Annotated in this window: 14 protein-coding genes; 11 read left to right on the top strand and 3 right to left on the bottom strand. The window is 73.4% G+C overall.

What is annotated here, in order from left to right; translation table 11 throughout:
* The first annotated feature begins 72 nt into the window (after nucleotides 1-72).
* From ACFVVU_RS01045 to ACFVVU_RS00995, 11 genes are all read left to right on the top strand, one after another.
* A complete protein-coding gene (locus ACFVVU_RS01045) occupies nucleotides 73-870 on the top strand; it encodes a dienelactone hydrolase family protein (protein ID WP_387787418.1) in 798 nt (265 codons plus the stop codon).
* Nucleotides 867-1,418 (top strand): RICIN domain-containing protein, encoded by a 552-nt coding sequence (locus ACFVVU_RS01040; RefSeq protein ID WP_380690111.1) that lies wholly within the window; start codon nucleotides 867-869, stop codon nucleotides 1,416-1,418. Before ACFVVU_RS01045 ends, ACFVVU_RS01040 begins: the two co-directional genes overlap by 4 nt.
* Before the next feature lie 77 nt (nucleotides 1,419-1,495).
* On the top strand, nucleotides 1,496-2,059 hold the full coding sequence (locus tag ACFVVU_RS01035; RefSeq protein WP_380690109.1) for an RICIN domain-containing protein: 564 nt from the start codon (nucleotides 1,496-1,498) through the stop codon (nucleotides 2,057-2,059).
* 67 nt (nucleotides 2,060-2,126) lie between these two features.
* Entirely contained in the window at nucleotides 2,127-2,663 is a 537-nt protein-coding gene (locus ACFVVU_RS01030; RefSeq protein WP_387787414.1) for an RICIN domain-containing protein, read from the top strand.
* A 58-nt stretch (nucleotides 2,664-2,721) separates the two neighbouring features.
* The gene (locus tag ACFVVU_RS01025; RefSeq protein ID WP_380689273.1) at nucleotides 2,722-3,264 is read left to right on the top strand and encodes an RICIN domain-containing protein; all 543 of its coding nucleotides are present in this window, start codon (nucleotides 2,722-2,724) and stop codon (nucleotides 3,262-3,264) included.
* A gap of 56 nt (nucleotides 3,265-3,320) precedes the next feature.
* On the top strand, nucleotides 3,321-3,860 hold the full coding sequence (locus ACFVVU_RS01020; RefSeq protein WP_380689275.1) for an RICIN domain-containing protein: 540 nt from the start codon (nucleotides 3,321-3,323) through the stop codon (nucleotides 3,858-3,860).
* 17 nt (nucleotides 3,861-3,877) lie between these two features.
* The gene (locus ACFVVU_RS01015) at nucleotides 3,878-4,387 is read left to right on the top strand and encodes an RICIN domain-containing protein (RefSeq protein WP_380689276.1); all 510 of its coding nucleotides are present in this window, start codon (nucleotides 3,878-3,880) and stop codon (nucleotides 4,385-4,387) included.
* 74 nt (nucleotides 4,388-4,461) lie between these two features.
* Entirely contained in the window at nucleotides 4,462-5,175 is a 714-nt protein-coding gene (locus tag ACFVVU_RS01010) for a TVP38/TMEM64 family protein (protein ID WP_380689277.1), read from the top strand.
* 353 nt (nucleotides 5,176-5,528) lie between these two features.
* The gene (locus tag ACFVVU_RS01005) at nucleotides 5,529-5,921 is read left to right on the top strand and encodes a cell division protein SepF (protein ID WP_380689280.1); all 393 of its coding nucleotides are present in this window, start codon (nucleotides 5,529-5,531) and stop codon (nucleotides 5,919-5,921) included.
* A gap of 147 nt (nucleotides 5,922-6,068) precedes the next feature.
* A complete protein-coding gene (locus ACFVVU_RS01000; RefSeq protein WP_380681020.1) occupies nucleotides 6,069-6,623 on the top strand; it encodes a TetR/AcrR family transcriptional regulator in 555 nt (184 codons plus the stop codon).
* Between the two features lie 51 nt (nucleotides 6,624-6,674).
* Nucleotides 6,675-8,252, top strand: a complete 1,578-nt coding sequence (locus ACFVVU_RS00995) for an MFS transporter (protein WP_380681017.1) — start codon at nucleotides 6,675-6,677, stop codon at nucleotides 8,250-8,252.
* Between the two features lie 90 nt (nucleotides 8,253-8,342).
* Here the strand turns inward: ACFVVU_RS00995 and ACFVVU_RS00990 are convergent, their stop codons facing one another.
* The 3 genes from ACFVVU_RS00990 to ACFVVU_RS00980 form a co-directional block, all read right to left on the bottom strand.
* Nucleotides 8,343-10,808: a SpoIIE family protein phosphatase gene (locus ACFVVU_RS00990; RefSeq protein ID WP_387787407.1), complete on the bottom strand. Its 2,466-nt coding sequence runs from the start codon at nucleotides 10,806-10,808 to the stop codon at nucleotides 8,343-8,345.
* A gap of 145 nt (nucleotides 10,809-10,953) precedes the next feature.
* Nucleotides 10,954-11,577: a TetR/AcrR family transcriptional regulator gene (locus tag ACFVVU_RS00985; RefSeq protein ID WP_387787404.1), complete on the bottom strand. Its 624-nt coding sequence runs from the start codon at nucleotides 11,575-11,577 to the stop codon at nucleotides 10,954-10,956.
* Nucleotides 11,578-11,707: 130 nt separating this feature from the next.
* The gene (locus ACFVVU_RS00980; protein ID WP_387787403.1) at nucleotides 11,708-13,300 is read right to left on the bottom strand and encodes a 4-coumarate--CoA ligase family protein; all 1,593 of its coding nucleotides are present in this window, start codon (nucleotides 13,298-13,300) and stop codon (nucleotides 11,708-11,710) included.
* Between the last annotated feature and the right edge of the window lie 20 nt (nucleotides 13,301-13,320).

Below are 13,320 nucleotides of genomic sequence, written 5' to 3'. Positions count from 1 at the left end.
CTCGCTAGCATCTCGAACCGCCGGGCACGCGCACCGCGTGCCCGGCGGTTCCGCTGTTGCGAAGGATTTCCCATGTGCTACGAGGCCGATGCCGCCCCGCCCGTCTTCACCCCCGCCACCCACGCCCTCGCCGAGACCGCCGACCTCACTCTGACCTCGGCCGACGGCATGGCGCTCGGCGCCTTCCTGGCCCGCCCGGAGCACCCGGCCGGGCCGGGCGTGCTCGTGCTGCCGGACAACAAGGGCCTTTCCGATTTCTACCGGCGGACCGCCGTCCGACTCGCCGAGCAGGGATTCCCGGCGCTCGTCGTCGACTATTACGGCCGCACCGCCGGAGCCGAGCCGAAGGATCGCGCGCCGGAATTCGGCGAGCTGCCGAACCTGCTGCCGCACCTGCTCGCCCTCACGCCCGAGGGCCTCGACGCCGACCTCGCCGCGGGCATCGACCGGCTGCGCGCGCTGGGCGCCGCCGAGGTCGTCGCGCTCGGCTTCTGCTTCGGCGGCCGCCAGGCCTTCCGCACCGCCGCACCGCGCTTCGGCCTGGCCGGCGCGGTCGGCTTCTACGGCTACCCCGACACCATCAACGGCGCCCCGGGGCCGACCCAGCTCGCCGCCGGACTGAGCGCGCCGATCCTCGCCTTCTGGGGCGGCGCCGACGAGCACATCCCGCCGAGCGCGGTCGCCGCCTTCGACGCCGCGCTCACCGGAGCCGGCTGTGAACACGAGTTCATGACTTTTCCTCAGGCTCCGCACAACTATTTCGAACTGACGGCTGTCCAACACCGCGACGCCGCAAGGGAGTCCTGGATCCGACTCCTCGGCTTCCTGTCCGAGCGCACCACCCGTCGCACCTCAGGAGGACAACCGTGACCGAAGACGCCCCCGCCCGAAGACGCCGCCTCGGCGCGGCCCTCGGCGCACTCGCCACCGCCGCCGCGGCCGCGCTGGTCTCACCCGGCGCCGCCCATGCCGAGCAGATCCCCCGCTACACCCTGTACTTCGAGCTCCGCAACGCGGCGACCGGCAAGTGCCTGGAGGTCGCCGACTGGCGCAAGGACGACGGCGCCCCCGTCCGCCAGTGGACCTGCCACGGCGGCGCCAACCAGCTGTGGACCGCCAACAGCAACGGCCAGCTCCTCAACGCGGGAAGCAGCTCGTGCCTGGACGTGCCCGGCTCCAGCACCGTGCTGGGTACCCAGCTGGTCATCTGGGGATGCCACTTCCGGCCCTCGGCCGACAACCAGCTCTGGTCCGTCCCCCACGTCAACCGGCCCTCGCCCGACTACGTGGGCAGCGCCTTCGGGGTCCTCGACGTCTACGGCTTCGACCCCTCCGACGGTGCCCCGGTCGTCACCTGGGGGCCCAACGGCGGCGCCAACCAGATCTGGACGGGCCTGGAGACCCGGGTCAACTTCTGACGCCGAACCCTGCCCGATCCCGGTTCCGGCGCCTACGCCGACGACCGGCGACCCCACCAGTAGAGGAGAACCGCACCGTGTCCACCCGCACCACCTCCCCCACCCGCCGTCTCGGCGCCGCGCTCGGCGCGTTCGTCGCCGCGGCGGCGGCCGTCCTGGTCTCACCCGGTGCCGCCCACGCCGGGCGGGTCCACAGATTCTCGCCCTACTTCGAGATCCGCAACGTGGCCACGGGCAAATGCCTTGAGGTCGCCGACTGGAGCACCGCCGACCGCGCGCCCGTCCGCCAGTGGACCTGCACCGGCGGTGCCAACCAGCAGTGGAGCAACAGCAACTACGGCCTCCTGACGAACCTGCACAGCGGCAAGTGCCTGGACGTCCCGTGGGACTCCACCGCGTGGGGCACCCAGCTGATGCAGTGGCCCTGCATCGAACTCGGAACCCCTTACGGCCAGTCCTGGCGGACCCCCGGCGTCGGCCGGCCCTCGCCCAACACCGTGCCCACCCCCCTCGGGCTGGTCCTAGACGTGTACGGCTACGACACCTCCGACGGCGCCCCGGTGGTCACCTGGGGGGCCAACGGGGGCGACAACCAGCTCTGGATCGGGATCGACCCCCAGATCACCCTGCCTTCCTTCTGACAGCGGGTCCCGGTGCCGGGACGCGTCGCCGTCCCGGCACCGGGACCGATCACCCCCGAGGAGTCCCATGTCCATCCGCCCCGCCGCCGTCCTGCTCACCCTCACCGCCGCCCTCGCCCTCGCCGCGCCCGCCGCGCAGGCCGACACCTCCAACCCCACCCCGCCCACCGACCCGTTCGCCATCACGAACCTCGACTCCGGCAAGTGCCTGGAGGTGGCCGACTGGCGCACCGACGACGGCGCCCCCGTCCGCCAGTGGACCTGCACCGGCGGCGCCAACCAGAAGTGGTTCCGGGCCGCCGGCGGCCTGCTGGTCAACGTGAACAGCGGAACGTGCCTGGACATCCCCGGCTACAGCACCGAGCCCGGCACCCAGCCCGTGGTGTGGCGCTGCAACGGCGGCACCAACCAGCAGTGGTCCGAGCAGCTGATGCACTCCGGGACGCGCCGCTACGCCAACGTGAACAGCGCGCTCGTCCTCGACGTCGCCTTCGGCAGCAAGGCCGACGGCGCGCCCGTCATCCAGTGGAACCCGATCGACGTGCCCGTCGCCTACAACCAGATCTGGATCCCCTCGAACTTCACCCCGGGCCCGACCGCCTGACCACCCGCACCCGGCCAGGCCCCGGCCAGGGCCCGCCCACCGACCCGCAGGAGGAACCGTGAGCACCCCTCTCCGCACCCGCGCGGCCCGTCTCGGCGCCGCCACCGCCCTCGCCGCCGCCCTCGCCGCGACGCTGCCCGCCGCACCGGCGGCGGCGGAGGAGAACAGCCCGCAGATCGCGCTCCTCAACGTCGCCAGCGGCAAGTGCCTGGAGATCGCCGACTGGCGCACCGACGACGGCGCCCCCGGCCGCCAGTGGACCTGCACCGGCTACGCCAACCAGAAGTGGCACTGGACCGACGCCGGCCAGCTGGTCAACGTGAACAGCGGCAGATGCCTGGAGATCCCCAAGGCCTCGACCGTCTGGGGCGTCCAGGTCGAGCAGCGGACCTGCAACGGCAACCCCGAGCAGCGGTGGAGCGACGCCAACCGCCTGCCCGACGGCACCCGCCTGATCGTCAACCTCAACAGCGGGCTCCTACTCGACCTGGCCGGCGGCAGCGCCGCCAACGGAGCCAGGGTCGTCCAGTGGGCCTGGAACGGCGGCAACAACCAGAAGTGGAGCTACGACACGCTCCCCTGGACCGGCCCGCACAGCTGACCGCGCGACCGACCGCGCGGCGATCTTCCCGTCCCGTACGCATCGAGGGGATTCCCATGATCCGTCGTCGCACCACCCGCCGCCTCGGCGCGGCGGCCGCCGTCCTCACCGCCGCCGGAACACTCGGCCTCGTCACCCCGACCACCGCGCAGGCCGGACCCGACGAGCCGTTCGCACTGATCACCGCCAACCACTCGCCCGTCGAGCAGTGCCTGGACGTCACCGGCCAACGGACCGACCCCGGCGCGCCCGTCGAGCAGTGGCCCTGCAACGGCGGCGACAACCAGAAGTGGTACTGGACCGCCGACCACGAGCTGATCAGCGTGCAGAGCGGCAAGTGCCTGGACATCCCCTTCAGCAGCACCGAGGAGGGCGTGCAGGCCATCATCTGGCCGTGCAACGGCGGCAACAACCAGAAGTGGAGCACCAGCCTGGTCCACCACGTCGGCCTGTACACCCTGACCAACGTCAACAGCGGGCTGCTGCTGGACGTCCGCGCCGAGGACCCGACGCCCGGCACACCGGTGATCCAGTGGCACGGGAACTACGGGCTCAACCAGAAGTGGTTCTACTCGCCCAGGCCGGCCGGCTTCTAGTCACCCGGGAGATCACCGTGCGCACCCACCGCACCACCCCTCGGCGTCTGAGCGCGGCCGCCGCCGTGCTCACCGCCGCCGGCGCGCTCGTCCTCGCCGCGCCCACCGGAGCCCACGCCGAATCGGCCCCGACGACGATCAGCAACATGGCCGGCCGCAAATGCATGGAGGTCGCCGACTGGCGGACCGACGACGGCGCCCCCGTCCGCCAGTGGAGCTGTCACAGCGGCGCCAACCAGCAGTGGATCAGAACCGACTACGGAGAGATCGTCAACGTCCACAGCGGTAAGTGCCTGGACATCCCCAACTACAGCACCACCCCGGGCACCCAGGCCGTCCAGTGGACCTGCAACCGCGGCCTCAACCAGGCGTGGCACGTCTACCCTCGCGGGTGGAAGCCGGAGTTCTACGTGTCGAACCTGTACAGCGGGCTCCACCTCGACCTCTTCGAGGGAAGCACCGCCGACGGCACGCCTATCGGCCAGTGGAAGCTGAACGCCGACCCCAACCAGCGCTGGTACTTCTGACCGGCCCCTCCCCGCGCCCGGTCCGCCCCGCACCCGTGTGCTGGGCGGGCCGGGCGCCCGGTTAGGCTCGGGCCGTGCCCGAACCCGTGACCTCCCCGCCTCCGCCCGGTCCCGCCCCGGCCGACCCGCCGGAGCGTTCGCCGTGGCCGCGGTTCGCCCTGCTGGTGGCGATCCTCGGCGCGGCGACGGCCTCGCTGCTGCTGTGGAGCCCGACCGCCCTGTTCGACGGCAGCCTGTTCACCGGGGCGCCCTGGTACTGGCGCGTTCCGCTGTTCACCGCGGTGTACGCGGTCGGTACGGTGGCCTTCTTCCCCCGGCCGGCCCTGAACGCGGCCGCCGGACTGCTGCTCGGCGTGCAGCAGGGGCTGCTGCTGGCCGTGCTGGGCACCACGCTCGGGGCTGCGGTCGCCTTCGGCCTGGCCCGCTGGCTGGGGCAGGACGCGCTCCGGCGCTTCCTGCGCGGGCGGATGCTGCTGGCGCTCGACCGGCGCTTCACCGACCAGGGGTTCCGCAGCGTCCTGCTGCTCCGGCTCCTCCCCGGCCTGCCGTTCCAGGCGGCCACCTACGGCGCGGCCGTCTCCGGGGTCCGCTTCCCGGCGTTCATCCTCGCGACCGCGCTCGGGGTGGTCCCGGTCACGGCGGTCTACGTCGCCGCGGCGGCCACCGCGCGCGAGCCGGGGTCGACCGGCTTCCTGCTCTCGGCCGGGCTGGTCGGGCTGATCGGCGTCGCGGGCCTGGTCCCGGTGGTCCGGGCGGCCGTCCGGCGGCGGCGCGCGGTCCAGGCCTGAGCGCGGGGCGCCCGGGGCGGCGCGCCGGGCGCGGGACACGCCGATGCGCTCGGCCGGACGGGGCCGTTGTCGGTCCCGTGTGAAATCGTTCCCGCATTGTTGACAGAAGGTCAATTGCCCGGTGGACCCGACCGATATCTTCTACGCGCGCAACCGTACGTCCCTCCGCCGCGTCGCTTCTGGTGCCCGGGTCCGCCCGGGCCGTCGGCACGGCGCGACTCGTACGGACGGCGCGAGCGGGCACGACACCGGTGATCAGTGCGATACTCGGACAGTTCCGACGAGTGGATGACGTGTCAAAAGGGCACGCGCACCGGGGGACCTGTATCGGAACAGAGGCAGGGAGGCGCGGCATGGGAGCACTTCGCGACGAGCACCACAACGGGTGGCTGATGCCCTCCGGGAGCTACCCGGCCGCGGTGTACGAGGACGAGTGGGTCGAGCAGGAGACGGTACCGTCCTCCCCCGCCCCCACGAAGATCGTCTCCCTGCGGCCGACCGGATTCGAGGCGGCCCGCACGGTCGGCGAGCACATCCGGGCGAGCACCCCGGTGGTCATGGACCTCACCGAGATGGAGGAGGCCGAGGCCAAGCGCATGGTCGACTTCGCCTCCGGTCTGATCTTCGGCACCCGCGGCGGCATCGAGCGGATCGCCCGCCGGGTGTTCCTGCTCACCCCGGCGGACGTCGAGGTGATGGTGATCGACCGCCCGCTCGACGACACCGGCTTCTACAACCAGAGCTGACCGGCCGGGACGGGCCGGGACGAGAACCAGGGACGGCAGGCGCCGTCCCCGGTTCTTTGTCGTCCGGCCCCGGTACGGACACGCCTCGAACGAGACGTCCGAATTAATTCTGAGACATCAGCGTCTCATTCGACGTACACTCGTTCCATGGCCACCGACCGTGACTCCGTGCTCGAAGCCGCCGTCGGCGTGCTCTCCCGCCGCCCGACCGCCCACCTCGACGAGATCGCCCGCGCCGCGGGCATCAGCCGCGCCACCCTGCACCGGCTCTTCCCGGGGCGGGAGGCGCTGATCCGCGAGGTCGGCATGCTCGCACTGCAGCGCCTCGCCTCGGCTTTCGACACCGCCGCCGTCGAGGAGGGCGACGCGCACGACGCGCTGCGCCGGCTCACCGAGGCGGTCGTCCCGGACGCCATGCTCTGCGCCTACCTGACCGGCGAGAGCCAGCTCTACGACGACGAGGCCGTCAACGAGCTCTGGGAGGTCCAGGTCGCCCGGCTGCACGCGCTCTTCCTGCGCGGACAGCAGCAGGGCGTGTTCCGCATCGAGCTCTCCGCGGCCTGGCTCAGCGAGGCGTTCCTGGACCTGCTCGCCGGGATCGGCTGGGCCGTCCAGGACGGCCGGCTGGCCCCGCGCGACGCCACCTTCTCGCTGGCCGAGCTCTTCCTCGGCGGCGCCCTGCGCACCCCGCGCCCGCACTGATCCCCACCCCCGTCCACCGCACCGCGGACCGGAAACCGGATACCGATACCCATGAGCAGCACCGTCCACCTCCAGCCCCGCCAGCGCTGGACCGGCCTCGCCGTCCTCGTCCTGGCCGTCACCCTGGTCGCCGTCGACGCGACCGTCCTGTCGCTGGCCATCCCCTCGATCAGTGAGACCCTGCGCCCCAGCGGCACCCAGCTGCTCTGGATCGGCGACGCCTACTCCTTCGTCCTGGCCGGCCTGCTGGTCTCGATGGGCTCGCTCAGCGACCGGATCGGCCGCAAGCGGCTGCTGCTGGCCGGTGCCACCGCGTTCGGCGCCGCCTCGCTGCTCGCCGCGTACGCGCCCAGCGCCGGCTGGCTGATCCTGGCCCGGGTGCTGCTCGGCGTGGCCGGGGCGACCATCATGCCGTCCACCCTCTCGCTGATCCGCACGCTCTTCCCGGACGACCGCGAGCGGGCCACCGCGATCGGCATCTGGGGCGCCGCCGCGTCCGCCGGTGCCGCGCTCGGTCCGGTGGTCGGCGGCGTGCTGCTGGAGCACTTCTGGTGGGGTTCGGTGTTCCTGCTGAACATCCCGGTGCTGGCGCTGCTGCTGGTCTTCGGCGCCTGGCTGCTGCCGGAGTCCAAGGACCCGAAGCCGGGCCGCTGGGACGTGCTGAGCGTGCTGCTGTCGCTGGCCGGGGTGATCGGTGTGGTCTACGCGATCAAGGAGGCCGCGGCGCACGGTGTCGCCCGCTGGGACGTGCCGGTCGCGGGCCTGCTGGGCGCGCTGGCGCTGATCGTCTTCGTCCGGCGTCAGCTGCGGCTGGAGACCCCGCTGCTGGACGTCCGGCTCTTCCGCAACCGGCGCTTCACGGCCGCCGTGCTGGCCTCGCTGATCGCGCTGGTCGGGCTCTCCGGGGTGGTCTTCGTGACCTCCCAGTACCTCCAGCTGGTCCGTGGTTACCCGCCGCTGAAGGCGGGGCTGGCCGAGCTGCCCGCCTTCGCCGGTGCGATGGCCGGCGGTCTGCTGACCGCCTGGCTGGTGCGCCGCACCGGGGCCCGGGCGGCGCTCACCCTCGGCCTGCTGGTGATGGGCGCCGGGATCGGCATCCTCGGCTGGGTCCAGCAGGACACCACCTACCTGGTGATGGCCGTCGCCTTCCTGCTGGTCGGCACCGCTGAGGGCGTGGTCTACACGCTCGGCGCGGACCTGGTGCTCGGCGCCGCCCCCGCCGACAAGGCGGGCGCCGCCTCGGCGGTCTCCGAGACCGCCTACGAGCTGGGCACCGCACTCGGCATCGCCCTGGTCGGCTCGCTGGTCGGCGCGCTGTACGTGGACCGGCTGGTCGTCCCGGCCGGGACGGACCCGGCGGCGGCCGCGCAGGCCGGGCACTCGCTGGGCGGCGCGGTGGAGGCCGCGCACGGGCTGCCGGACACCCTGGCCGGGCCGCTGCTGGCGAGCGCCAAGGAGTCCTTCGTGCACGGCCTCAACACGGCCGGGATCGTGGCGGGCGTGATGCTGCTGGGCGCGGCGGCACTGGCCTGGCGGCTGCTGCGCGGGCTGAGCGGCGGCACGGCGGCGGAGTCGTCGCAGGAGACGGCCGCGGTCCGGGAGCAGACACCGGAGAAGGCGAGCGCCTGAGACATGACGGTTCCCCGTACCCCCACCGACCGGGGGTGCGGGGAACCGTCATGTCCGCCGGGGCTCGAACGGGTGGCCCGGACGGGCGGCTCAGACGGTGCCGAAGGGCAGTTCCAGCTCCGCCCAGACCACCTTGCCGTCCCGGGTCAGCCGGCTGCCCCAGCGCTGGGCGAGTTCGCTGACCAGGAACATGCCCCGGCCGCCCTCGTCCTGCTCGGCGAAGGGGCGCAGCTGGGGCGTCTGGCCGCCGGCGTCGGCGACCTCCAGGGTGAGCACCCGGTCGCGGAAGAGCCGCAGCCGGCGCGGGGCGTCGGCGTGCAGCAGGGCGTTCGTGACCAGTTCGCTGACCAGCAGCTCGGCGTAGTCGCAGAGCGCGCTCAGGCCCCAGGCGTCGAGCGTGGCGCGGGTGAAGCGGCGGGCCTGGCCGGGCAGCCGGCCGCCGCCGGTGAGCGGGAGGGTGGCGACCCGGTCGGCGGGCAGCGGCAGCACCCTGGCCATGATCATCGCGATGTCGTCGTCACTGCCGCCGCTGACCAGCGCGCCGAGCACGGCGTCGCAGTTCTCCTCCAGGGTCCGGCCGGAGCCGGACAGGGTGCGGGCGAGCAGGTCGATGCCGTCGTCGAGGTCCTGCCCGCGCCGTTCGACCAGGCCGTCGGTGTAGAGGGCGACCATGCCGCCCTCGGGGAGCGCGAACTCGATCGACTCGAAGGCCACCCCGCCGACGCCGAGCGGCACGCCGGGCGGCATCTCGACCCGGCGGGGCGTGCCGTCCGGGGCGACCCAGACGGGCGGCAGGTGGCCGGCCGAGGCGACCTGGAGGGTGCGTTCCAGCGGGTCGTAGACGGCGCAGATACAGGTCGCGAACTGGCCCTCGCCGATGCCCGAGGCGGTCTCGTCCAGCCGGGTGAGCACCTGCTCGGGCGGCATGTCGAGGGTGGCCAGGGTGCGGGCGACGGTGCGCAGCTGGCCCATCGTGGCGGCGGCCCGGATGCCGTGGCCCATGACGTCGCCGACGACCAGCGCGACCCGGCCGCAGGAGAGCGGGACCACGTCGAACCAGTCGCCGCCGACCTCGCTGGTGACGCTGGAGGGCAGGTAGCGGTAGGCGATCTCCAGGCCGAGGGTGCGGTGGATCTCCTGGGGCAGCAGGCTGCGCTGGAGGGTGAGCGCGGTCTCCCGCTCGCGCCGGTAGAGGCGGGCGTTGTCGATGGCGAGGGCGGTGCGGGCGACGAGCTCCTCGGCGAGGGCGACGTCGGCGGAGGTGAACGGCTCGGGGTTGCGCATGCGGATGAACTCGGCGCCGCCGAGCACCATGCCCCGGGCGGTGACCGGCAGCATCAGGTAGGAGTGGATGCCCGCCGCGAGGCCGGGGGCGACCCGGTCCGGGCTGGCGACCAGTCCGCGCAGCACCTCGGCGTCGACGCGGGCGCGCAGCAGCGGCCGGCCGCTGCGCAGGCACTGGTTGTAGCTGCGTTCGGGGGCGTACTCGGAGACCTCGCCGACGACGTCGACGGCGTTCGCGAGCCCGGTCTCGTAGGCCTCGCCGACGGCGAGGGCGCGCAGCTGGACGGGGCGGTCCTCCGGGACGGGGGTGGGTTCGGCGCCGCGCAGCACCGTCTCCAGCAGGTCGACGGTGGCGAAGTCGGCGAACCGGGGGACGACGGCCTCGATGAGCTCCTCGGCGGTGCGCTGGAGGTCGAGGGTGGTGCCGATCCGGGCGGTGGCCTCGGCGATGGTGGCGAGGCGTTCCTGGGCGCGGGCGGCGCGGGCCTCGGCCTGGAAGCGCTCGGTGACGTCGATGATCGAGGAGCAGACGCCGAAGACCCGGCCGGCGGAGTCCTCCAGCCGGAAGTAGGAGGCGGACCAGGCCCGGTCGCGGCGCGGGTCGCCGGGGACGCGGCCGTGCGAGCGGGCGTCGACCACGGGCCGGCCGGTGGTCAGCACCTGCTTCATGAGCTGTTCTATCTCGGTGCTGTTGATGCCGGGCAGGATGCTGCTGATCCGCCGGCCGAGGTGGTCGGCGACGGGCAGGCCGTTCATCCGGGCCAGGGACTCGTTGAGCCGGACGTAGCGCAGCTCGGTGTCGTAGACGGCCATGCCGATCGGGGACTGGCCGAAGATGCCGTCGAGGACGGCGAGGTCGGCCTCGACCCGGTGCAGGGCCGCGGTGTCGGAGGCGGTGGCGAGCACCAGCAGGGTGCCGCCGGGGCCGGCGATCGGGTACGTGCGGAACTCCAGCTCGACGGTGTGGCCGTCGCGGTGGCGCAGCGGGTGGATGCCGGACCAGCCCTTGCCGCCGAGGATGCGCGCGAAGAGTTCGAGGACCTCGGGGCGGCTGTCGTCCTCGGTGAGCAGCCGGGCGGCGTGGCTGCCGACGGCCTCCTCGGCGGTCCAGCCGAGCAGGGCCTCGGCGTCCTCACTCCAGTGCAGGATGCGGCCGTCGTCCTGGAGCAGGGCGGTGGCGAGCGGAAGGAGGCGATGGCCGTCCAGGCGTGCGGGCGTGGCGCCGGCTCCGGGGCCGGTGGCGTTGGTGGCGTCCCACTCGTCTCTCCGCATGATCAGGCTGTACCCCGGTTCGGCTCGTGCCCGGCCGGACGGACCTCGTGGGTCCGTGCGGTCGGGGTTCTTCTCCAGACTGCACGGACATCGGCCGCCCGGCGACCCCTTGGTGAGGGGCGCGGGTCGTCCAGGTGTACGGGCGTCATGGGCCTACCGGCCGCAGCGTACTCTCCAGAAGGCCCGCCCACTGCCGGATCACTCCGGATCGTCGGGCGCTGTCGTCCGTGAGCAGATTGGCGAGGCCGAGGCCGCGGGCCATGTCGAGGGTGGCCTGCACGGTTTCGCGCACACCGGGGTGCGTCTCGTCGGCCCCGAGGAACTCGACGGCGGCGCGGTGGGCCTCGCGGCCGAGATGACCTTCCAGGCCGATGATCCGCTCGCGCAGCGGTTCCTCGGTGGCGGCGGCGACCCACAGGTGGAGGGCGGCGCGGAACAGCGGGCCGGTGTAGAGGCGGACGATCATGTCGACGACCGCTTCGGTGCGGGCCGGGCCGGCGGCGGGAAGTGCGTCGGCGTGGGCCCGGACGGCGGCCAGCCGTTCGGCGGTGACGTGTTCGACGGCCGCGGTGAAGAGGTCCTCGCGGGTCGGGAAGTGGTGCTGGGCCGCGCCCCGGGAGACGCCGGCGCGCTCGGCGACGACGGCGACGGTGGAGCCGTTCCAGCCGAGCTCGGCGAGGCAGTCGACCGCCGCGGCGAGCAGCCGGGCCCGGGTGGCGCGGCTGCGGTCCTGCCGGGGGGTGCGGGCGGCGCCCGGGTGGGTGGTCATCGGCGGCGGCGGTTCCTGTCCGTGCGGGGGTGTCGGCCGGTCGATCCTCGCAGACGGTGGCCCCGCGGACGCTGGTGAGGGGCGGTGCGGCCGGTGGGACGGCCGCACCGGGAGTCGCCGGGCGGCCGGTTCAGCGGGCGGCGGCCGCCTCGCGCTCGCGCAGCTCGCGGCGCAGGATCTTGCCGGCCGCGGACTTCGGCACGGCGTCCAGGAACTCCACCGACCGCACCTTCTTGTACGGCGCGACCTGGCCGGCCACGAAGGCGGTGACCTCCTGCTCGGTGAGGGCGCTGCCGGGGGCGCGGACCACGAAGGCCTTGGGGCTCTCGGTGCCCTCGGCGTCGCGCACCCCGATCACGGCGGCGTCGGCGATCTGCGGGTGGCTGAGCAGCAGCGCCTCCAGTTCGGCGGGGGCGACCTGGTAGCCCTTGTACTTGATCAGCTCCTTGACCCGGTCGACGATGTACAGGTAGCCGCGCTCGTCGACGAACCCGATGTCGCCGGTGTGCAGCCAGCCGTCGTCGTCGACGGTGGCGGCGGTGTCGGAGGGGCGGCCGAAGTAGCCCTTCATCACCTGCGGGCCGCGGATCAGCAGCTCGCCGTGCTCGCCGGTGCCGAGGTCGGCGCCGGTGCCGTCGAGGGCGGTGACCCGCAGTTCGGTGGAGGGCACCATCCGGCCGACCGAGCCCGGGGAGGGGTCCGGGTCGGTCGGGTCCATCACGTGGCAGACCGGGGAGAGCTCGGTCATGCCGTAGCCCTGGAGGATGTGCGACAGCCCGAGCCGGCGGGCGCAGGCTTCGGCGAGTTCGCCGTCCAGCGGGGCGGCCGCGCACAGCAGGTACTCCACGGAGGAGAGGTCGTACTGCTCGACGACCGGGTGCTTGGCGAGGGCGAGCACGATCGGCGGGGCGGCGAGCACGGACTGCACCCGGTGGTCCTGGACGGTTCGGCAGAACTGCTCCAGGTCGAAGCGGGGCAGGACGACGACGGTGGCGCCGCAGCGCAGCGGCTGGTGGAGCAGGGCGGCGAGGCCGTAGATGTGGAAGAAGGGCAGGACCGCGAGGAGGCGCTCGCCGGGCTTGGGGCGGAAGACGGCGTCGGTCTGGGCGAGGTTGGTGGCGATCGAGCGGTGGGTGAGCATCACGCCCTTGGGCAGGCCGGTGGTGCCGCTGGAGTAGGGCAGGACGGCGATGGACTCGGCCGGGTCGAGGGCGATTTCGGGCTCGGGGCCGGTGGCGGCGAGCAGGTCGGCGAGTGAGAGGTGGCCCTCGGCGCCGTCCAGGACGACGATCCCGGCCAGCGGACGGCCCTCGGCGGCGATCCGGTCGGCGGCGGCGCGGGCGGTGGGCAGGAACGGCGAGACGGTGATCAGCCAGCGGGCGCCGCTGTCGGCGAGCTGGACGGCGAGTTCGCCGTGGGTGGTGAGCGAGGAGACCGGGGTGACGGTGGCACCGGCCCGGGTGGCTCCGAAGAACGCCATCGGGTAGCGGATGCTGTTGGGGCTGAACAGGGCCACCACGTCGCCCGGGCGGACGCCCGCCTCGGCGAGTCCGGCGGCCACCCGCCGGACGGCATGCGCGAGTTGTGCGTAGCTGACGGTCTCGCCGGTGATCCCGTCGATGAGGGCGGGCCGGTCGCCGTGCCGCTCGGCCTCGCCGAGGACGGCGTCGTGCAGGGCGAGGTCGACGATGCCGACGTCCGGGAACTCGCTGTGGAACACCAAGGCGTGCCTCCTGTGCGGTT

It is taken from the genome of Kitasatospora sp. NPDC057965 (assembly GCF_042887135.1).
In the GTDB taxonomy this organism is placed as follows: Bacteria; Actinomycetota; Actinomycetes; order Streptomycetales; family Streptomycetaceae; genus Kitasatospora.
Note: the sequence above shows the minus strand (reverse complement) of the source record. Positions and strands in the feature narration are given on the sequence as shown.